This window comes from Streptomyces sp. NPDC059900 (assembly GCF_050270335.1).
Classification (GTDB): domain Bacteria; phylum Actinomycetota; class Actinomycetes; order Streptomycetales; family Streptomycetaceae; genus Streptomyces.
In genome coordinates this window covers 17,872-36,106 of sequence record NZ_JBNNJZ010000009.1, presented here as the reverse complement: position 1 = coordinate 36,106, position 18,235 = coordinate 17,872, and the positions used below count along the sequence as shown (strand labels likewise).

21 protein-coding genes are annotated in these 18,235 nt (G+C 68.5%); 6 read left to right on the top strand and 15 right to left on the bottom strand.

All coding sequences use genetic code 11. The features are described from left to right. Nucleotides 1–137: 137 nt before the first annotated feature. The 3 genes from ACQKIP_RS03170 to ACQKIP_RS03160 all read left to right on the top strand — a co-directional run bounded on the left by ACQKIP_RS03170 (nt 138) and on the right by ACQKIP_RS03160 (nt 2,202). Nucleotides 138–380 carry an SCO4848 family membrane protein gene (locus tag ACQKIP_RS03170; protein ID WP_160506782.1) on the top strand — a complete coding sequence of 81 codons (243 nt, stop codon included), beginning with the start codon at nt 138–140 and terminating at the stop codon, nt 378–380. 30 nt (nt 381–410) lie between these two features. Beyond that, nucleotides 411–1,658: a metallophosphoesterase gene (locus ACQKIP_RS03165; protein WP_365865882.1), complete on the top strand. Its 1,248-nt coding sequence runs from the start codon at nt 411–413 to the stop codon at nt 1,656–1,658. A gap of 148 nt (nt 1,659–1,806) precedes the next feature. After that, on the top strand, nt 1,807–2,202 hold the full coding sequence (locus ACQKIP_RS03160; RefSeq protein WP_365865884.1) for an ATP-binding protein: 396 nt from the start codon (nt 1,807–1,809) through the stop codon (nt 2,200–2,202). Nucleotides 2,203–2,208: 6 nt separating this feature from the next. Here ACQKIP_RS03160 and ACQKIP_RS03155 read toward each other — a convergent pair whose 3' ends face one another. Further along, on the bottom strand, nt 2,209–3,645 hold the full coding sequence (locus ACQKIP_RS03155; protein ID WP_365865886.1) for a sensor histidine kinase: 1,437 nt from the start codon (nt 3,643–3,645) through the stop codon (nt 2,209–2,211). Continuing rightward, on the bottom strand, nt 3,642–4,418 hold the full coding sequence (locus ACQKIP_RS03150; RefSeq protein ID WP_365865888.1) for a response regulator transcription factor: 777 nt from the start codon (nt 4,416–4,418) through the stop codon (nt 3,642–3,644). Before ACQKIP_RS03150 ends, ACQKIP_RS03155 begins: the two co-directional genes overlap by 4 nt. Before the next feature lie 200 nt (nt 4,419–4,618). On the opposite strand from ACQKIP_RS03150, the gene ACQKIP_RS03145 reads away from it, so the two are divergent. Next, nucleotides 4,619–7,108 (top strand): MMPL family transporter, encoded by a 2,490-nt coding sequence (locus tag ACQKIP_RS03145; protein ID WP_365865973.1) that lies wholly within the window; start codon nt 4,619–4,621, stop codon nt 7,106–7,108. Nucleotides 7,109–7,116: 8 nt separating this feature from the next. On the opposite strand, the gene ACQKIP_RS03140 is transcribed toward ACQKIP_RS03145, so the two are convergent. Then, on the bottom strand, nt 7,117–8,028 hold the full coding sequence (locus tag ACQKIP_RS03140; protein ID WP_365865890.1) for an SMP-30/gluconolactonase/LRE family protein: 912 nt from the start codon (nt 8,026–8,028) through the stop codon (nt 7,117–7,119). A gap of 181 nt (nt 8,029–8,209) precedes the next feature. On the opposite strand from ACQKIP_RS03140, the gene ACQKIP_RS03135 reads away from it, so the two are divergent. Next, nucleotides 8,210–8,662: an Lrp/AsnC family transcriptional regulator gene (locus ACQKIP_RS03135; protein ID WP_365865891.1), complete on the top strand. Its 453-nt coding sequence runs from the start codon at nt 8,210–8,212 to the stop codon at nt 8,660–8,662. An 18-nt stretch (nt 8,663–8,680) separates the two neighbouring features. On the opposite strand, the gene ACQKIP_RS03130 is transcribed toward ACQKIP_RS03135, so the two are convergent. The 7 genes from ACQKIP_RS03130 to ACQKIP_RS03100 all read right to left on the bottom strand — a co-directional run bounded on the left by ACQKIP_RS03130 (nt 8,681) and on the right by ACQKIP_RS03100 (nt 12,992). Continuing rightward, nucleotides 8,681–9,151: a VOC family protein gene (locus tag ACQKIP_RS03130; RefSeq protein ID WP_365865893.1), complete on the bottom strand. Its 471-nt coding sequence runs from the start codon at nt 9,149–9,151 to the stop codon at nt 8,681–8,683. Between the two features lie 164 nt (nt 9,152–9,315). Continuing rightward, on the bottom strand, nt 9,316–9,957 hold the full coding sequence (locus ACQKIP_RS03125) for a hypothetical protein (RefSeq protein ID WP_365865894.1): 642 nt from the start codon (nt 9,955–9,957) through the stop codon (nt 9,316–9,318). A 136-nt stretch (nt 9,958–10,093) separates the two neighbouring features. Further along, the gene (locus ACQKIP_RS03120) at nt 10,094–10,387 is read right to left on the bottom strand and encodes a CPCC family cysteine-rich protein (RefSeq protein ID WP_365865895.1); all 294 of its coding nucleotides are present in this window, start codon (nt 10,385–10,387) and stop codon (nt 10,094–10,096) included. A 31-nt stretch (nt 10,388–10,418) separates the two neighbouring features. Next, nucleotides 10,419–11,519, bottom strand: a complete 1,101-nt coding sequence (locus ACQKIP_RS03115; protein WP_365865897.1) for a hypothetical protein — start codon at nt 11,517–11,519, stop codon at nt 10,419–10,421. Continuing rightward, on the bottom strand, nt 11,519–12,166 hold the full coding sequence (locus tag ACQKIP_RS03110) for a hypothetical protein (RefSeq protein WP_365865899.1): 648 nt from the start codon (nt 12,164–12,166) through the stop codon (nt 11,519–11,521). Before ACQKIP_RS03110 ends, ACQKIP_RS03115 begins: the two co-directional genes overlap by 1 nt. A 177-nt stretch (nt 12,167–12,343) precedes the next feature. Beyond that, nucleotides 12,344–12,730, bottom strand: coding sequence for a hypothetical protein (locus ACQKIP_RS03105; protein ID WP_365865901.1), 387 nt, complete (start codon nt 12,728–12,730; stop codon nt 12,344–12,346). Next, the gene (locus ACQKIP_RS03100; protein WP_365865903.1) at nt 12,723–12,992 is read right to left on the bottom strand and encodes a hypothetical protein; all 270 of its coding nucleotides are present in this window, start codon (nt 12,990–12,992) and stop codon (nt 12,723–12,725) included. The genes ACQKIP_RS03105 and ACQKIP_RS03100 overlap by 8 nt, the downstream gene beginning before the upstream one ends. Nucleotides 12,993–13,303: 311 nt before the next feature. Between ACQKIP_RS03100 and ACQKIP_RS03095 the strand changes: the two genes are divergently transcribed. Then, on the top strand, nt 13,304–13,930 hold the full coding sequence (locus tag ACQKIP_RS03095; RefSeq protein ID WP_365865904.1) for a Uma2 family endonuclease: 627 nt from the start codon (nt 13,304–13,306) through the stop codon (nt 13,928–13,930). 83 nt (nt 13,931–14,013) lie between these two features. On the opposite strand, the gene ACQKIP_RS03090 is transcribed toward ACQKIP_RS03095, so the two are convergent. The 5 genes from ACQKIP_RS03090 to ACQKIP_RS03070 all read right to left on the bottom strand — a co-directional run bounded on the left by ACQKIP_RS03090 (nt 14,014) and on the right by ACQKIP_RS03070 (nt 18,115). Then, nucleotides 14,014–14,784: a succinate dehydrogenase iron-sulfur subunit gene (locus ACQKIP_RS03090; protein ID WP_365865906.1), complete on the bottom strand. Its 771-nt coding sequence runs from the start codon at nt 14,782–14,784 to the stop codon at nt 14,014–14,016. After that, nucleotides 14,784–16,538 (bottom strand): succinate dehydrogenase flavoprotein subunit, encoded by a 1,755-nt coding sequence (gene sdhA, locus ACQKIP_RS03085; RefSeq protein ID WP_365865907.1) that lies wholly within the window; start codon nt 16,536–16,538, stop codon nt 14,784–14,786. Before sdhA ends, ACQKIP_RS03090 begins: the two co-directional genes overlap by 1 nt. 16 nt (nt 16,539–16,554) lie before the next feature. Continuing rightward, nucleotides 16,555–17,046, bottom strand: coding sequence for a succinate dehydrogenase hydrophobic membrane anchor subunit (locus tag ACQKIP_RS03080; protein WP_363208840.1), 492 nt, complete (start codon nt 17,044–17,046; stop codon nt 16,555–16,557). 8 nt (nt 17,047–17,054) lie between these two features. Then, nucleotides 17,055–17,435, bottom strand: a complete 381-nt coding sequence (gene sdhC, locus ACQKIP_RS03075; RefSeq protein WP_283779093.1) for a succinate dehydrogenase, cytochrome b556 subunit — start codon at nt 17,433–17,435, stop codon at nt 17,055–17,057. Between the two features lie 149 nt (nt 17,436–17,584). Beyond that, nucleotides 17,585–18,115 (bottom strand): 2-oxo-4-hydroxy-4-carboxy-5-ureidoimidazoline decarboxylase, encoded by a 531-nt coding sequence (locus ACQKIP_RS03070; protein WP_365865909.1) that lies wholly within the window; start codon nt 18,113–18,115, stop codon nt 17,585–17,587. Nucleotides 18,116–18,235: the final 120 nt, after the last annotated feature.

Sequence of the window (18,235 nt, the reverse complement as noted above, 5' to 3'; positions counted from 1 at the left end):
ACGTACAGGGCGTCGCTGGGGAAGTCGCCGCCGAGGTCGCCGCCGAGGTGGTCTGTGTCACGGGCTCCCCGCGCCTCTCCCCGTCCCGCTCCCCACCCCGGCGCGGCCGCGGAATGGAGGCTCGCGATACTGAACGCATGAAGCTCAGCCGCCCGGTCTCCTGGTTCCTGCTCGCCTTCGGTGTGTGGAGCTGGTTCATCTGGATCACTTTCGTCAAGAACCTGTGGAAGGACGGCAGTGGGCTCGCCTTCGATGACGCAGGCGACCCGACCGCGTATTTCTGGGTGCACCTGACGCTCGCCGTCGCCTCCTTTGTCTTGGGGACGGTGGTAGGGGCCATCGGGTTGCGCGGAGTCCGTGCTCTGCGCCGTACGTCATAACTGTTCGAACACTGCCGAGGGGCGCGCTCCGTGGTCATCCTGTTCGTGTTGGCCGGTATCGCCGCGCTCGCGGCCCTTGCCGGAATGCAGTGGTACGCGTGGCGCCGCCTGGTGCGGGACACCACGGCCCGGCCCGGCTTCGCCCGGCGCGCGGGCGCGGTGGTCTTCGTCGCGGGGCCGCTGCTGATGTTCGCGGCGGTCGCGAGCGAGCGGGCCGGGGCGCCGTTCTGGCTCCAGCAGGTACTCGCCTGGCCGGGCTTCATGTGGATGGCGCTGTCGATCTACCTCGTGCTCGCGCTTCTGGTGGGGGAGCTCGTACGGCCCTTCTTCTTGCGGCGCCGTTCGAAGCCCGCCGCTACGGAGGATGCCGGTTCAGAAGAAGCCCCCTCCGTAGAGGCCGAAGAAGCCCCCGCCCCTGCTGCCCCCGCCGAACCGCGGCCGGAGCGGGTCACCCCTTCGCGCCGCCTCTTCGTCTCCCGGATCGTCGGCGGGACCGCCGCGGCCGTCGCCGTCGGAACGGTGGGCTACGGAACGTACGGCGTCCTGCGCGGCCCGCGGGTGAAGCGCGTCACCGTGCCGCTGGCCAAGCTGCCGCGCGGGGCGCACGGGTTCCGGATCGCGGTGGTCAGCGACATCCACCTGGGGCCGATTCTCGGGCGCGGCTTCACCCAGCGGGTGGTCGACACGATCAACGGCACCCAGCCCGACCTCATCGCGGTCGTCGGCGACCTGGTCGACGGCAGCGTCGAGGACCTGGGGCCCGCCGCCGCGCCCCTTGCACAGCTGCGTGCGCGGCACGGAACGTACTTCGTGACCGGCAACCACGAGTACTTCTCGGGAGCCGGGCAGTGGGTCGATCACGTACGCGAACTCGGCCTGCGCCCCCTGGAGAACGCCCGCACCGAACTGCCCGGCTTCGACCTCGCGGGGGTGGACGACGTGGCGGGCGAGAGCGAGGGGCACGGGCCCGACTTCGGCAAGGCCCTTGGCGACCGGGACCGCTCGCGGGCCGCCGTCCTGCTGGCGCACCAGCCGGTCGTCATCCATGACGCCGTCAAGCACGGCGTCGACCTCCAGCTCTCCGGCCACACCCACGGCGGGCAGCTGTGGCCAGGCAATTTCATCGCCGATCTGGCCAACCCGACGCTCGCCGGCCTTGAGCGTTACGGCGATACGCAGCTGTACGTCACGCGGGGCGCCGGTGCGTGGGGGCCGCCTGTGCGTGTTGGGGCGCCGTCCGACGTCACGGTCGTCGAACTGGCCTCCCGCCAGGCGTAATCGCGCATCGGTTCGACACTGTACGGGTCTGGCTGGATACAGTCGGGCCGGAGGGTGACGGTGTGACACGGAGTACTACCTCTGCGCAGCATTAAGTGTTGGAAGTGTGAGTAGTTCTTGGCGCTTTGGTGTGCCCTAGGGGGGAACGTTGCTGCGACGTCACGCCTTCCGGCTGCCACCGCATCCGGCATCGGTCTCCCTCGCCAGGCTCCGCGTGCACGACCATCTGGCCGCCTGGGGGCACAAGGAGGAGAGCGCTGCGCTCGACGACGCGGTGCTCCTCGTCTCGGAGCTGGTGACGAACGCCGTCTGCCACGGGCGCGTCCAGGAGCGGGAGTTCGAGGTCGCGATCACGGTGCTCTCCGACGGCGACTGCTTCATAGAGGTCTCCGACGAGAGCCCGGCCAGCCCGCAGCTGCGGGAAGCGGGCATCTTGGAGGAGAGCGGCCGCGGCCTGCGCCTGCTCGACAACATCGCCGAGGCATGGGGGGTCTGGCAACGGGGCCGGCACGGGAAGACGGTGTGGGCGCTGGTGCGGTCCTAGGGCCTGTCACCCCGCAGGCAGAGTGACCGTCACCGTCAGACCCGCCCCCGGCGCCGTCTCCACCCCCACCTCGCCGCCGTGCGCCGTCACCACCCCCTGCACGATCGCCATGCCGAGACCGCTGCCCGCACCCCCGCCCGCCCGGAAGAACCGGTCGAACACCCGCGCGGCGTCGTCCTCCGCGAGGCCGGGCCCCTGGTCGGCGACCTGCAGCCGCACCACCCCGTCCTGCCGCTCCACGCCCAGCGTGACCGGCGCGTCGGCGGGCGTATGGACGCGTACGTTGCCGAGGAGATTGCCCAGCACCTGACGCAGCCCGGACTCGTCGGCGCGTATCAGCACCGCCCCGTCGGCGCGGACCGTGAGCGGACGCTCCGGCTCCTGCACCCGCAGATCGTCGGCGGCATCCCGTACGAGACGGCTCAGGTCGACGTTCCTGAAGCGAAGTTCCGGCTGCTGGTCCAGGCGGGCCAGGGTGAGCAGCTCGTCGACGAGGCGGCCCATCCGGTCGGTCTCGGCGATGACGCGGCTCCACGCGCGCGTGCGTTCCGCCGGATCGCGCAGCATCCCCTTGTCGTACAGCTGGAGATAGCCGCGGATCGCCGACAAGGGCGTACGCAGCTCGTGCGAGGCGTCGGCGACGAAGCGGCGCAGCTGTGCAGAGCTGCGCTCGCGGGTGTCGAAGGCGGACTCGACCTGGTGGAGCATGGAGTTGAGGGCGACCCGCAGCTGCTCGGTCTCCATGGCCGGGGCCCGGCTCGACGGAACGCGCCTGGTCAGATCCCCCTCGGCGATGGCCGACGCGGTCTCGACCATGTCCTCAAGGGGGCGCAGCCGGTGGTGCGCGGAAATCATCGTCAGGACGGCGAGCAGCCCGAGCAGGACCACTCCGAAGGCGGCGTCGAGCTTGAGCGCCTTGTTGATGCCCGACTCGACGTCCTCCGTGTCCGCGGCCATCAGGACCGTCGTGCCGTCGGCGAGCTTCGCGCCCACCATGCGGTGGGCGTCGCCGTCCAGCGTGACGTCCCGGGGCTCGGTCTCGCGCGCGACCGTTCCGGGGTCGTCGACGGCGTCGGCCAGGGTGCGCTGGCGCGGGGTCGGGGCGAGCGTGCCGATGGAGACGGGGTCGCCGTGCCGGTCCACCGCCACGAACAGCGTGTCCCCGCGCGGGAGGACGCTCGCGCTCTCCCTGCCGCCCGGCGAGAGCTTGTCGAGGGCGATGCCCAGCTCGCTGAGCTGCTCGACGTCCTTCATGGTGAGCCCGGTGCTCAGGAGCGAACTGCGGGACTGCGTCAGCTCGGCGTCCACGCTGTCGAGCAGATAGTGGCGCATGCCCATGACGCTGACGCCGGTCGCCACGATCACGCCGAGGGCGAGCAGGGCGACGTTCACCCACGTCAGCTTGGCGCGCAGCGAGCTCATGCCGCGGTGCGCACGCCTCATGCCAGGCCGTATCCGACACCCCGCCGGGTCGTGATCACCGGCGGTCCCAGGGCGTTCAGCTTGCGCCGCAGATAGCTGATGTAGGTCTCCACGACGGTCGACTCGGCCGGGTGTTCGTACTGCCACACATGGCGAAGGAGTTGCTCCTTGGGCACCACGCGCCCGCCGTTGCGGACCAGGAAGCGCAGCAGGGCGTACTCGGTGGGCGTGAGCTGCGCCGAGCGCCCCGCCCGGCGCACCACGTACGTCGTCTCGTCCAGCTCCAGATCGCCGTGGCGCAGCGGCGGGCGCTGGGGGAGTACGTCGACGGACCTGGTGCGGCGCAGGACCGCGCCGATACGGGCGATGACCTCGTCGATGTTGAACGGCTTGGTGATGTAGTCGTCGCCGAAGCCGAGGGCGCCCACGATTTCCGCGGGCGCGTCCCGCGCGGTCAGGAAGAGCAGGGCCGCTTCGGGGTGCCGGTCACGCAGCTCCCTGGCCAGGGCGCGGCCGTCGCCGTCCGGCAGCATCACGTCCAGGAGCGCCACATCCGGCCGGGTGCGCCCGGCGAGCGCCAGGGCATCGCGCACCGTGCCCGCCACCATCACGTCGAATCGGTGGTAGCGCAGGGCGATGGCGAGCACGTCGGCGATGCTCGGCTCGTCCTCGACGACCAGGACGGTGGCCGCGGAGACCGGGCCGGTGGCCGCGGAGACCGGGCCGGTGGCCGCGGCGCCCGGTCCCTGCGGTACTCCGACATCTGTTCCCTGCTGGCCTTCGGCGTGGCTCATGCCCCCAGTATCGGCGCGCTCGTTGTACGAAGTCCCGGGCCGTGCCTTGGAGTTACTTGAGAATCATGGCCGCGCCGCGCTCCAGGGGCGCGCCGCCGCCGATGCTGAGGCTCCTGGACGCATGGACCCGGGGGACCTGACGACCCTTACGACCCTGACGACCCTGAGACGACACGGAGGAGGAGTGGATCGTGGCGGCATTGGCGCGGTGGTGCTATCGGCACCGTCTGGTGGTCCTTGTGCTGTGGGTGGGAGCCCTGTTCGGTCTGGGCGCCGCCGGAACCTCGGCGGGCACCGACTACTCGAATGTGTTTTCCCTGCCGGACACGGATTCCAAGCGCGCGTACGACCTGATGACGAAGGCCTTCCCGGAGAGCTCCGGAGACACCGACACGGTCGTCTGGCGCGTCGACGAGGGCGCTTCGGCCCGTGACGCGGACGTACGTTCGCGTATCGAGCCCGCGCTCAAGGAGATCGCCGGCATGGAGGGCGTCGGCGAAGTCGTGAGCCCGTACGCGTCCAGGGAGGCGGGCTCCGCACAGATCAGCGGGGACGGACGCATCGCCTACGCCAGGGTGACCTTCGCCGAAGAGGCGAACTCGGTCCCCAAGGACCTCGTCCAGGACGTCGTGGACACGGCTCAGGGCGCCGAACGCGCCGGCCTCCAGGTCGAACTGGGCGGCCAGGCGATCACCCGCATCCAGGAGCCGCCCACCGGCATCGCCGAGATGGTCGGCATCGCGGCGGCGGCCGTCGTCCTCTTCCTGGCCTTCGGCTCGCTCTTCGCGATGCTCCTGCCGATCGTCATCGCGGTCTTCGGAGTGGGCCTCGGCATGCTGTCGACGATGCTGCTCAGCCACGTCACGGACATCCCCGAAGTGGCCCCGCTGCTCGGCTCGCTGATCGGCCTCGGCGTCGGCATCGACTACGCGCTGTTCATCGTCACCCGGCACCGGCGCGGCATCCTGCGCGGCATGGAACCCGAGGCGTCCGCGGTGCAGGCCCTGAACACCTCGGGCCGCGCGGTGCTCTTCGCGGGCGGCACGGTGTGCATCGCGCTCGCCGGGATGCTGGTGATGAACATGCGCTTCCTGGACGGCGTGGTCATCGCGGCCTCCCTGACGGTGGTCCTGAGCGTCCTGGCGGCCATTACGCTGCTGCCCTCGCTGCTCGGTCTTCTCGGCCCGCGGGTGCTCAGCCGCAGGCAGCGGCGCCGGCTCGCCGTGACGGGACCGGAGCCCGCCGAGGCGAGCGGCCTCGCGGCGCGCTGGTCCTCGTACGTCCAGAGGCGCCCTCGCTCGACGGCGGCACTCGCCTTCGTGGTGATGGCCTTCCTGGCGCTTCCGCTGCTCTCCCTGCGGCTCGGTGCGACCGATCAGGGCAACCACCAGGAGTCGACGACGACCCGCCAGGCCTACGACATGCTGGCCGACGGATTCGGTCCGGGATTCAACGGCCCCCTCCAAGTAGTGGCCGAAGAAGCCGACACCGGGGGCCTGGTGGCGACCATCCGCGAGACAGAGGGCGTCGCGCAGGTGGCTGCCGCCCCGCCCGCAGAGGGAATCTCGGTCATCACCGTCGTCCCGACCACCTCTCCTCAGTCCGAGGAGACGGACCAGCTCATCGACCGGCTACGGGGAGACGTGATCCCCGAAGCCGGAGTCGAAGCCCATGTAGGCGGCGTGACCGCCATCTTCAAGGACTTCGCCGCGGTGACGGGCGACCGGCTGCCCTACTTCGTAGGAGCGATCATCGCGCTCGGCTTCCTCCTGCTGCTCATCGCGTTCCGCTCCCTGGTGGTGCCCCTGACGGCGGCCCTGATGAACCTGATCGCGGCTGCGGCGTCCTTCGGCGTCCTGGTGGCGGTCTTCCAGTGGGGCTGGGGCACGGAGATCCTCGGCGTCGGCAAGGAGGGCCCCATCACCGCCTTCCTGCCCGTCATCATGCTGTCGCTGCTCTTCGGGCTCTCGATGGACTACCAGGTGTTCCTGGTCAGCCGCATGCACGAGGAGTGGGTGCACACCAAGGACAACGCCCGCGCCGTGCGGGTGGGTCTCGCCGAGACGAGCAGGGTCATCAACTGCGCGGCCCTGATCATGATCTGCGTCTTCTCCGCGTTCGTCCTGAGCGGCGACATGGAGGGCGCGATGGCGGGCATCGGCCTCGCGGCGGCGGTCGCCCTGGACGCGTTCATCCTGCGCACGGCCCTCGTACCGGCCGCCATGCATCTGCTGGGCCGCGCCAACTGGTGGCTTCCGGCGGGCCTGGAGAAGCGCCTGCCGCACTTGGCGGTGGAGCCGAGGGAGGCGCCGGTGGAGCCGGTGGAGACGGTGGACACGGACGGGCCGGTACGTGTGCCCCACGCGCGCGTGGAGGAGCCCGACGGGGAAGGGGGCGCCTCCGTGGTGCACGGCGGCGCTTCCGTGGTGCACGGTTTCATCCGCACGGCGGAGGGCGAGCCGGTGCAGGGCGCGGTCCTGACCCTCCTCTCCAAGGGAGGCACCCGCCTGGACCGCGTCACGTCCCTCGCGGACGGTTCGTACATCGTCGCGGCTCCGTCCGCGGGCGCGTACCTCCTTGCCGCGACGGCTCCCGGGTACGCGGCCCGCGCGCGGCACGTCATGGTCGCGGACGGGCCGCTGGTGTACGACGTGGAGCTGGCGCAGGGCGAGATGGACGCGGTGAACTAGCGGCTGGGTCAGGCCCGCCCGGCCCGGACCCTCGGCAGCCCCGTCACGGACATCACCAGCGAGTAGAGCGAGGTCGTCGCCGCGATGAAGAGCCGGTTGTTCCTCGGCCCGCCGAAGGCGATGTTGGCGACGGCCTCGGGGACGGTGATCCGCCCGATGAGGGTGCCGTCGGGGTCGTAGCAGTGCACCCCGTCCCCGAATGCGGCGGCCCACAACCGCCCCTCGTCGTCGAACCGGATGTTGTCGAAGCCGGTCTCCTTCGACTCGGCGAAGACGACGCCGTCCGACAGGGCCGTCCCGTCCTCGCGCACGTCGAAGGCGCGGATGTGGCGGGCGCGTGAGTCGGACACGTACAACTGCCGTTCGTCGGGCGAGAAGACGAGCCCGTTCGGCCCCTCGAAGCCGTCGGCGACGATCCGCACGTCTCCGCTCACGGGATCGATCCGATAGACGTGGCAGCCATCGATCTCGGCAGCCGCACGATGACCCTCGTAGTCACTGGTGATGCCGAAGTCGGGGTCGGAGAACCACACCGATCCGTCCGAGCGGACCACGGCGTCGTTCGGGCTGTTGAACCGCTTGCCCTCGAAGCGGTCGGCGAGGACGGTGACGCTGCCGTCGTGTTCGGTGCGGGTGACGCGGCGGTTGCCCTGCTCGCAGCAGATCAGGCGGCCTTCGCGGTCGAGGGTGTTGCCGTTGACGTACCCGGCGTTCGAACGGAAGACGCCCACCGCACCGGTGGCCTCGTCCCACCGGAGAAGCCGGTCGTTGGGGATGTCACTCCAGACGAGCTGGCGCCAGGCGGGCAGGTAGAGCGGCCCTTCGGCCCACCGGCAGTCGTCGTAGAGCACTTCGAGCTTGGCGTCCCCGTTGGCACACCGCCCGGTACGGAAGCGCTCGTCCAGCACCTCGTACGACATCGGGACCTTCTGAGGAGACACTTGGGCAGGCATGACGACCCCTGTCTGATCTGACGGAATGAGAAAGTTACTGAATCACATCCTGTAGTACGAGGATACTGCAGTACGAGATATGGTTAACGTCAAGAGTGACCAAGTGACTGGCGGCCGGGCGACCGGGCGGACGACAGGAGCGCACCCCATGGACGACACCGACCGAGAGCTGCTCGCGCTGCTGCAACAGGACGCCGCCCAGTCGTACGCGAACCTGGGCAAGGCGGTGGGCCTGTCGGCGGGCGCGGCCCACGAACGGGTACGGAAACTGCGCGAGCGCGGGGTGATCCGCCGCACGACGGTCGAGGTCGACCCGGCAGCCGTGGGCCAGGGCGTACTGGCCTTCGTCATGGTCGACTCGACGGCGTGGATGGGGGACCGCGCGGCGGACTTCGCAGCGATCCCCGAGATCCAGGAGGCGCACGTCATCGCGGGCGCGGCAAGCGTCCTGGTGAAGGTCCGCACGGGCACGACGGAGCAACTCCAGGACGTGCTGCGGCGGCTGTACGGGATCGACGGGGTGAGCGGCACTCAGGCGACGGTGTCCCTGGAAACCTTCTTCGAGAGGCCGGTATCACCACTGTCGCAGGGGACGCCCTGACGCGCGGCCCCCCGCCCTCTAACTCCGAGCGAGCTCGGGCCGCTTGCGATAGTCGGTGAACCCCACGACGTTGCCCCACGGATCGGCGACCTCGACGGTCCACCCGGTGGCCACGGAGGCGGCGGGGGCGAGCGGCTTGAGCCCGGAGGCCTCCAGGGCCCGCCCGGCGGCCCGCGCGTCCCCCACCTCGAGCCACACCCGCGGCGCGGACCACGCCACCGGCCGATGCTCGACCCCGTCCTCCACCCGCAGCAGAATCCCCGGCGTCTCCTTGCCCACCTTCAGGATCGCGAGCCCGATCTCATCGATCCGATGCGTCACGGGAAACCCGGCGCGCTCATAGAAGCTGACGGCTTCTTCGAGATCACCGACGGGAAACAGAACGTTGTCGAACCCGAGCAGTTCGATGGACTGCGCTTCGGCCGACGGGTCACCGGATTGACGAACGGACTGCTCAACGGACAGGCCGACCGACTGGTTGTCTGACATTCCGTCAGAGTAAGTCTCATGACCTGCCATCCGGCGTTCCACGAGCAGCCGTGCCCCGCCAGTGCGCCCATGTCACCCGGTTGGCGACACCGGGTGCGGCCGATCGGCGCCCGGTCGATCGAGAGGACCCACCGCTACGTCACCGCCTCGGACCGGCCCACGATTTACTTGCACCCGCCAGGGATGGTCTCCAGGGAGACGGTCTGCCACACGCCCTGCTCGGACTTGGCGAGCCTGGCCCGGTACTGCAGCACGGAGTCCGGGCTGTCGGGGGTGGCCGTGACCTTGTCGGTCCTGCGGTTCTTCGTGGACGACTTGCGCTCGTCGACGCAGTAGAAGAACACCGCTGTGTCCTTGCTGCTGACGTTGACCTTGGGGTCGTAGGCCTTGATCTCGCCGATCAGGCTGTCATCGGTCTCGACGAAGCTCTTGATCCACTTTCGGGCGGTGACGAGAGAGGTGCCCGAGTCGTAGAACGCCACCGCGTCCGACTCCGGGTTGCCCTCGATGATCGCCGCATACTTCGCCCGCAGCTCCTCCCTGCCGTCGTCCAGGACCGCCTGGAGCTTCGGGTCGCTGTTCGTCCAGCCCGCGAAGTCCGCTCGGAACTCGGCTGGGAGCTTTATATCCGGCCGCTCCGCCCCGCCAGGCTTCGCCGACGCGCCGGCGGAAGCCTCCGCGCCGCTGTCATTCACGGCTTTGGTCTTGCCGGAGGAGTCACCATCGCCCCCCGATCCGCACGCGGTCAACAGCAGGGCTGCGGACGCGGTCAGCGAGGCCGCCACGAGACGGACGGGGTGTTTCACTCTGGACTCTCCCGTGGGGTGGAGGCAACGAAAAGGCAGGGAAGGTTGCAACTGAACACGCGTTATCCGCAGGGCGCTTGGGGGTGCCGAATGGCCGACAGCTGAGGCCTACGGTCACGTACGAACGAGAAGGAACTCAGACGCGACGCGTGATGGTGTCAGGGATTCGGGGATTCGCAGGGGAGGGGTTCCCGCACACCTTTCTCCGGCGCTCTTCCGATGCGCCGAAAGCGGCGAAGTTCTCACGGGCTTCGCTCAGCGTCACCTGATTTGGCCCCCCGAGATATTCGTCGGCGTTGTGATCGTCCTGCCAGGCATCCTCCCAGCCGCACACCGGGCAGATTTCGAAGCGTCCTCGGGATTCGAGGGTGAGGAACCCGCAACAAAAGCACGCACGCTTCCCTGCTGCGTCAAATGATCGGCTCCCCATGCCGTCCCTCTCGTCCCTGCTGTGATGTCGTCTATCGGTTGACCGACTGGACTTCCTCGACGTCGATTGCCTGCGTCCCGTCGAACGTCCCGTTCGGAAGGTCGCCGCCGGTTCCGCCTGAGCCCTCCCAGGAGATTTCCCAGGTCAGGGAGGCCTTCATCTGGAACGGGGTGCCGTTGGTGGAGCGCAGGTAGGCGATGCCGCACGGCGGGTCCTGCTTCGAGGAGCCCTTCGTGTACGGAGTGCCGATGCTGCCGTCGTCGTTGATCTTGCAGTCGCCCGAGGCCGGGAAGGTCGTCGCGTCTCCCGTGCCGGGTTCCAGGTGGAGGGCGACGGGCTTGGCGGTGGTCTCCGCCCACAGACCCGTGCCGGGCAGCTCGGCACGGACCTTGACGTCCTCGAACGTGCCCTTGTCCAGCCAGACCCAGGTCGGCATGTTCACCTTGGAGGCGGCTTCCGGCTTCAGCTCGACCTTGGTGTCGGGGACCTTGATCTTGTTGTAGGCGTAGCTGGCCAGGACCTTGGGAGTGGGGGAGTTCGGGATGTCGGGGACTGTGTTGGCGTTCTGCCAGAAGAGGAGCTGCTCGCAGTCACGCGCCTCGAAGGTGTCCTCGACATCGGGGTTCATCACCCCTCGCCAGAACATGCCCTTCTTGCCGATGTTGTAGTTCTTGTACCCCTCGGCGCCGTCCGACTGGGTCTTCCCCTTCTCATAGTGGTCCACCATGAGTTCCTCGCCCCAGCCGAGGGACGGCGTCACAGGGACGGTCCCGGCGTCGCGGCCTTCACCATTCTTGACCTTCTCGACACCGGCCTTCAGCTCTTCGGGCGTCGCCACCGGCTCGTACCAGCAGGACGGGGGCTTCCAGTTCGGGTCGACCGGGGTGACGGTCTTGGCGGACGAACCGCCCCCGCCCCCCTTGCCGCCGCTGACCTGCTTAACCGTGACGCTCGTCCCTCCGGCCATGAGCGTATTGCCCGAGGCCCCGCCGGCGGGCTTGTTGGCCGGCGGCGCCGGCTGCTTGCCGGGATCGTCCCCGCCCCACGCGTAAGCGCTGGGGGAGAGCGCGACGAGCACTGCGGCGGAGGAGGTCAGGAGTGCCCCGAGCCTTGCGGTCTTGCGCAAGGTCATCAGCAGCCCCCGCGCTTCGTCGTGGACGAACTCGTCTTCCAGACACCGTCCTTTGTGCGGTCGAGCCGGGTCTGGTACTGCACGCGCGGGCTCTGGCCCTTGGGCGTGCCCTCGACTTCCTTCGTCTTGAGGTTCTTCGTGAACCCCTTGCTCTCGTCCATGCAGTAGAACAAGATCCCCGAGCCGGTGCTGTTGATCCGCACCTGGGGCTTGGAGATCCGCGCTTCGCCGGTCAGGGTCAGGTCCTTGTCGACGAACCCCTTGATCCACTTCTTGGACGACGCCTCTGAGGTGGGGTTGTTGTAGAACTTCACGTACGACGCGTCCGGGTCGCCCTCGATGATGGCGGCGTGATCGGCGCGCAGCGCCTCCTTGCCGTCGTCCAGAATCGCCTGCAGCTTCGGGTCGCTGTTGGTCCAGCCCACGAACTCCATCTTGAACGAGCTCGGCAGCTTGATCGCCGGACGTCCGGCTTTGCCGGGCCCGTCGGAAGGATCGGCCGAAGCGGAAGCCTTCGAGCCGCCGTCACCCGCCCCCTCGATCTTGTCCGAGGAGTCCTTGTCGCCCCCCGATCCACACGCGTTCAACAACAGGGCTGCGGACACGGCAAGCGCGGCCGTCACTAGCCGGATGGGGCGGCGGTTCACTCTGGACTCTCCCGTTGGGTGGTGATGCGTGTGTGGGGGAAGTTGCAATCGAACACACGCTATCTGCGGGGACCTTGGGGACACCAACCGGATACTGAGGGCGTTTGTCCCGAGAGGCGCAGAAGGCCGTGGATCCCGCTCCCAAAAGGGAACGGGATCCGCATCAGGCTCTCGCGCTCACTTGCAGGCTCCCGGCTCCGTCTGGACCGTCGTGGTCTTCCAGACACCGTCGTCGGTCTTGCTCAGCTTGGTCCGGTACTGCACCAAGGCCGTCTTGGCGGGGGTGGTGGTGATTTCCCCGGTCTTGCGGTGCTTGGTGGAACCCTTGCTCTCGTCGACGCAGTAGAAGAGCGTTCCGGAACCGTCGGGGCTGATGCGGGGCTGCGGCTGGTAGACGCGCCCCTTGCCGATAAGGGTCAGATCGTCGTCCGTGAACTGCTTGATCCATGTAGTTCCGGTACGCAGTGCGTCACTGGTGTTGTAGAAGGTGAAGCCGTCGTACTGCGGGTCCCGCTTGATGATCGCGGAGTACGAGGAGAGGAGGCGTTCCTTGCCGTCATCCATGATGGCCTGGAGCTCCGGGTCCGCTGTTCTTCCAGCCGGTGAAGTCGACCTGGAAAGACTTGGGCAGCTTGATCTCCGGCCGCTTGGATCCGTCCGGCTGCGACGTTGTGCCGTTGGAGGCCGACGCCTTCTCGTCCCCGTCACCCGCCCCCTTGGCCTTGTCGGCAGTGTCGGCGTCGCTGCCGCCCGAACCGCACGCGGTCAGTAGCAGGGCAGCGGACACGACAATCGCGGACGCCATGAGACAGGTGGGGCGGTTCACTCTGGGCTCCCGTTCGGGGTGGGGGCAATGCGAGTGAACCCACGCTATCCCTGCGGCTATGCGTGGCCGCTTTCGAGGCGTATCGCCCTCAAGAGGGACGTGAGGGAAGCGGGTCGCAGGGGCAGGGTGATGGCAGGCTCATCGGATTCGCGCAGGTGCAGCGTGCTGTCCGGGGTGGCGGCAAGTTCGACGCAGTTGACTGGCCTCGCTGCTGGCGGAGTGGCACGCCCCGTACTCGAATGAGTGAGGCCGCGGGATTCCCGCTCGGTACGCTGAGGCGCAACGCGAGACTCCGTCGCATGGGAGCAATCATGAGCGCCGCATCCGGGAACGGGCTCGAGGACGAGTCGGCGTACCGCTGGCCGATCCCGCCCGCCGAGGGCTGGACCGCTGACGACCTCGACCGGATTCCGGGCCTCCCGCCGCACACGGAGTTGATCGACGGGAGTCTCGTCTTCATGAGTCCGCAGACCCGGTTCCACATGCGTTGCATGCGTCTGTTGGAGCACAGCCTCCTCCAGCAGGCGCCGGAGCATCTGGAAGTCGACCGGGAGTTCACGATCAAGCTGGATGCCAGGAACCGTCCGGAGCCTGACCTCCTGGTGGTTCCTGTCGAGGCTGCCACCGGTGCGCATCAGACCTGGCACAAGCCGGAAGACGTCCTCCTCGCCATCGAAGTGGCCTCCCCCGACTCCCGCGAGCGCGACCGTGAAGTCAAGCCCCGCAAGTACGCGGAGGCAGGCGTCCCGCACTTCTGGCGTGTCGAGCAGGACGAGGAGAAGGGGCTCCCGGTCGTCTACGTATTCGAACTCGACCCGGCCACGAAGGCCTACGGACTGATCGGCATCTTCCACGACCGGCTCAAGGCCTCCTCGCCCTTCGACGTCGAGATCGACCTGACCGCTGTCGACCACCGCCCCGGGCAACCGCGCCCCTGACGGCGAAGGCCCCGAGACGGCGAAAGCCCCGCCCCCAGTACGAAACCAGGAGCGGGGCCACCCGCGTATGACCGAAGAAGGTCTCAGAAGCGACGCGTGATCAGCGCGCGCTTGACCTCCTGGATCGCCTTCGTGACCTCGATGCCACGCGGGCACGCGTCCGTGCAGTTGAACGTCGTGCGGCAGCGCCACACGCCGTCCTTGTCGTTCAGGATCTCCAGGCGCTGCTCGCCCGCCTCGTCACGCGAGTCGAAGATGAAGCGGTGGGCGTTCACGATCGCCGCGGGGCCGAAGTACTGGCCGTCGTTCCAGAAGACCGGGCACGAGGACGTGCACGCCGCGCACAGGATGCACTTCGTGGTGTCGTCGAAACGCTCGCGGTCCTCAGGGGACTGAAGGCGCTCGCGCGTCGGCTCGTTGCCGGACGTCACCAGGAACGGCATGACGTCGCGGTATGCCTGGAAGAACGGGTCCATGTCGACGACCAGGTCCTTCAGGACCGTCAGACCCTTGATCGCCTCGACCGTGATCGGCTTGGACGGGTTGATGTCCTTGATCAGGGTCTTGCAGGCCAGGCGGTTGCGGCCGTTGATGCGCATGGCATCCGAGCCGCAGATGCCGTGGGCGCAGGAGCGACGGAAGGTCAGCGACCCGTCCATGTCCCACTTGATCTTGTGAAGGGCGTCGAGGACACGCTCCTTCGGGTCGATCTCGATCTCGAAGTCTTCCCACGTCGCGTCCGCCGAGACCTCGGGGTTGAAGCGGCGGATGCGGAAGGTGACCGTGATGTACGGGGAGTCGGCGAAGCCGGCCTCGGGCTTGGCGTCTTCCTTGTCGAGGGTCGGGGTTGCCATCAGTACTTACGCTCCATCGGCTGGTAGCGGGTCTGCACGACCGGCTTGTAGTCGAGTCGGATGGACTCGGCGCCGTCGTCGCCTACCTCGCGGTACGCCATGGTGTGGCGCATGAAGTTGACGTCGTCGCGGTTGGGGAAGTCCTCGCGGTAGTGACCGCCGCGCGACTCCTTGCGGGCCAGGGCCGACTGCGCCATGACCTCGGCCAGGTCGAGCAGGTTGCCCAGCTCGATGGCCTCCAGGAGGTCGGTGTTGAAGCGCTTGCCCTTGTCCTGGATCGAGACGTTGAGGTAGCGCTCGCGGAGCTCCGCGATCTTCTCCACCGCCGTCTTGATCGTCTGCTCCGTGCGGAACACCATGACGTTGGCGTCCATGGTCTCCTGGAGCTCCTTGCGGAGCTCGGCGACCCGCTCGTTGCCCGTGGCGTCGCGCAGGCGCTCGACCTGGGCGACGACGAGCTCCTCGGCGTTCTCCGGGAGCTCGACGAAGTCGTTCTTCGCCGAGTACTCCGCCGCGGCGATACCCGCGCGGCGGCCGAAGACGTTGATGTCCAGGAGCGAGTTGGTGCCCAGGCGGTTGGCGCCGTGGACGGAGACGCAGGCGACCTCGCCCGCCGCGTACAGGCCCGGGACCACCGTGGTGTTGTCCGCGAGGACCTCGCCCTCGACGTTCGTCGGGATGCCGCCCATGGCGTAGTGCGCGGTCGGCTGGATCGGGATCGGGTCCGTGTAGGGCTCGATGCCGAGGTACGTGCGCGCGAACTCCGTGATGTCCGGGAGCTTGGCGTCCAGCTGCTCCGGCGGGAGGTGCGTGAGGTCGAGGTAGACGTGGTCGCCCTCGGGGCCGCAGCCGCGGCCCTCACGGATCTCCGTGTAGATGGAGCGCGAGACGACGTCACGGGACGCGAGGTCCTTCATGACCGGCGCGTACTTCTCCATGAAGCGCTCGCCGTCCTTGTTGCGGAGGATGCCGCCCTCACCGCGGGCGCCCTCCGTGAGAAGGATGCCCATGCGCCAGATGCCGGTCGGGTGGAACTGGAAGAACTCCATGTCCTCCAGCGGCAGACCGCGGCGGTAGCAGGCCGCCTGGCCGTCACCGGTGAGCGTGTGCGCGTTCGACGTCACCTTGAAGAACTTGCCGGTGCCGCCCGACGCGTAGACCACGGCCTTCGCCTGGAAGATGTGGATCTCGCCGGTCGCCAGTTCGTAGGCGACGACGCCCGCGCTCTTCTTGACGCCGTCGACCTCCACCAGGAGCTGGTCCAGGACGTAGAACTCGTTGAAGAACTCCACGCCCTCCTTGATGCAGTTCTGGTAGAGCGTCTGGAGGATCATGTGGCCGGTGCGGTCGCCCGAGTAGCAGGCACGGCGGACAGGAGCCTCGCCGTGGTTGCGGGAGTGACCGCCGAAACGGCGCTGGTCGATCTCACCCTTGGGCGTACGGCCGAAGGGCAGGCCCATCTTCTCCAGGTCGAGGACCGCGTCGATGGCCTCCTTCGCCAGGATCTCGGCGGCGTCCTGGTCGACCAGGTAGTCGCCGCCCTTGATCGTGTCGAAGGTGTGCCACTCCCAGTTGTCCTCCTCCACGTTGGCGAGCGCGGCGGCCATGCCGCCCTGCGCCGCGCCCGTGTGGGAGCGGGTGGGGTAGAGCTTCGTCAGGACCGCGGTGCGGCTGCGCTTCGTCGACTCGATCGCCGCGCGCATGCCCGCGCCGCCGGCGCCGACGATGACAGTGTCGTACTTGTGAATCTTCACTGGGTTCGCCTCGGCTTTAGCGGATGTTCGGGTCGAAGGTGAAGATCACCAGCGTGCCCAGAAGGATGGTGAACACCGTGGCGGTGTACAGCAGGCCCTTGAGCCACAGGCGCGTGTTGGCGCGCTCCGCGTAGTCGTTGATGACCGTGCGCAGGCCGTTGGCTCCGTGCAGCATCGCGAGCCACAGCATCAGCAGATCCCAGACCTGCCAGAACGGGGAGGCCCAGCGACCGGCGACGAAGGCGAAGCCGATCTTGCTCACGCCACCGTCGAGCACCAGCTGGATCAGCAGGTGGCCCAGGACCAGGACGACGAGGACGACGCCGGACAGGCGCATGAAGAGCCATGCGGCCATCTCGAAGTTGCCGCGGGTCGAGCGCGGGGTCTTGGAGGTGCGCTTGCGCGGGGCCTCGATGAGAGGCGCCGGGTTGTCGGCGTCGTAGAGCGAGGCGCCTTCGACGGGGCCCACTCCGGACCCGCCGGACTTCTCGAGCGTGGTGTCGGACATGTCTGGCGTCAGCTCCCGAAGACTTCGCGGACGGCGTGGCCGAGGACCGGGTAGAGCGCCCCCACCATCAGGACGACCCAGATGCCCACGACGGTCCAGAGCATCTGCTTCTGGAAGCGCGGGCCCTTCGACCAGAAGTCGACGGCGATGACACGCAGGCCGTTCAGGGCGTGGAAGAGGATGGCGGCCACCAGGCCGTACTCAAGGAGTGCGACGAGGGGGGTCTTGTAGGTGCTGACGACATCGTCGTACGCCTCCGGGGAGACGCGGACGAGAGCGGTGTCCAGCACATGCACGAACAGGAAGAAGAAGATGAGGACGCCGGTGACTCGGTGAGCCACCCAGGACCACATTCCTTCCCGGCCGCGGTACAGCGTTCCAGCCGGCACGGCAGAACCCTCCGGGAGCGGGGATTGGGGCCAGCCGGCTTGGGTGGTCGGACGGGCCCGGCCGGGTACGGTCCACCGGCCGCTCGTCATCGTATCGACGAGTTGTCGGTTCGCTCGCGCGGGGTAGCCAGGTGTGATCAAACAGGCAATCAAACAGGCACGTACGGGCTATTCAGGTCGTGCACCAGACGGGTGAGTCGCCCGCGGGCCAGTTTCCTCAGTTCTTCGGTCGCCAGGACCCGCTCTTCCTCCGGGTCGTTGGTGAGCCGCGCGCGGATTCCGGCGAGCAGATGATCGAGGGCCTGGCTCGGCGGGACGTCGTCCAGACAGATCACGAAGACGTGCCCGAAGCGGCTCTCGTACGCGGCGTGCGCGGCCCGCAGGGCGGTGTGGGCGGCGGTGTAGGTGCCCTGCCTGGGGAGCACGGGACGCAGAGGTTCGCAGGCCAGAGCCTCGTAGAGGTCCGCGAGCGGGAGGTCGTACGCCGCTTCGTCACAGGCGGCGAGCAGGGCGTCCAGGTCGGGGTACGGCCGGTGGGCGACCAGGCGGCGGGCCCAGAGGTGGCTGCCGCAGCAGGTGAGCAGCGCGGCTTCGGCGGCGCCGGGCTCTGCGGCGTTCAGTTGCTCCGGGACGGGTGGCGAACTGTGCGTGGGCAGCGGGGGCTCCAGGGCAGGGGGCATCGATGAGGGGCTGTGGGGGTTTTGTCGTAACGCTAGCGAGGTGTGGTGACCAGTGGCGGACGGATGCGTTAAATATCACCCGGATGGGAGAGTTTCGTTTCGCGTGGTGGACGGGGTGGC

Coding starts and splice junctions, on each gene's coding strand:
- ACQKIP_RS03170 (WP_160506782.1), top strand. CDS start 138: ATGAAGCTCAGCCGCCCGGTCTCCTGGTTCCTGCTCGCCTTCGGTGTG.
- ACQKIP_RS03155 (WP_365865886.1), bottom strand. CDS start 3,645: ATGAGGCGTGCGCACCGCGGCATGAGCTCGCTGCGCGCCAAGCTGACG.
- ACQKIP_RS03150 (WP_365865888.1), bottom strand. CDS start 4,418: ATGAGCCACGCCGAAGGCCAGCAGGGAACAGATGTCGGAGTACCGCAG.
- ACQKIP_RS03140 (WP_365865890.1), bottom strand. CDS start 8,028: ATGTCGTACGAGGTGCTGGACGAGCGCTTCCGTACCGGGCGGTGTGCC.
- ACQKIP_RS03135 (WP_365865891.1), top strand. CDS start 8,210: ATGGACGACACCGACCGAGAGCTGCTCGCGCTGCTGCAACAGGACGCC.
- ACQKIP_RS03130 (WP_365865893.1), bottom strand. CDS start 9,151: ATGTCAGACAACCAGTCGGTCGGCCTGTCCGTTGAGCAGTCCGTTCGT.
- ACQKIP_RS03120 (WP_365865895.1), bottom strand. CDS start 10,387: ATGGGGAGCCGATCATTTGACGCAGCAGGGAAGCGTGCGTGCTTTTGT.
- ACQKIP_RS03115 (WP_365865897.1), bottom strand. CDS start 11,519: ATGACCTTGCGCAAGACCGCAAGGCTCGGGGCACTCCTGACCTCCTCC.
- ACQKIP_RS03105 (WP_365865901.1), bottom strand. CDS start 12,730: ATGGATGACGGCAAGGAACGCCTCCTCTCCTCGTACTCCGCGATCATC.
- ACQKIP_RS03095 (WP_365865904.1), top strand. CDS start 13,304: ATGAGCGCCGCATCCGGGAACGGGCTCGAGGACGAGTCGGCGTACCGC.
- ACQKIP_RS03090 (WP_365865906.1), bottom strand. CDS start 14,784: ATGGCAACCCCGACCCTCGACAAGGAAGACGCCAAGCCCGAGGCCGGC.
- ACQKIP_RS03080 (WP_363208840.1), bottom strand. CDS start 17,046: ATGTCCGACACCACGCTCGAGAAGTCCGGCGGGTCCGGAGTGGGCCCC.
- ACQKIP_RS03070 (WP_365865909.1), bottom strand. CDS start 18,115: ATGCCCCCTGCCCTGGAGCCCCCGCTGCCCACGCACAGTTCGCCACCC.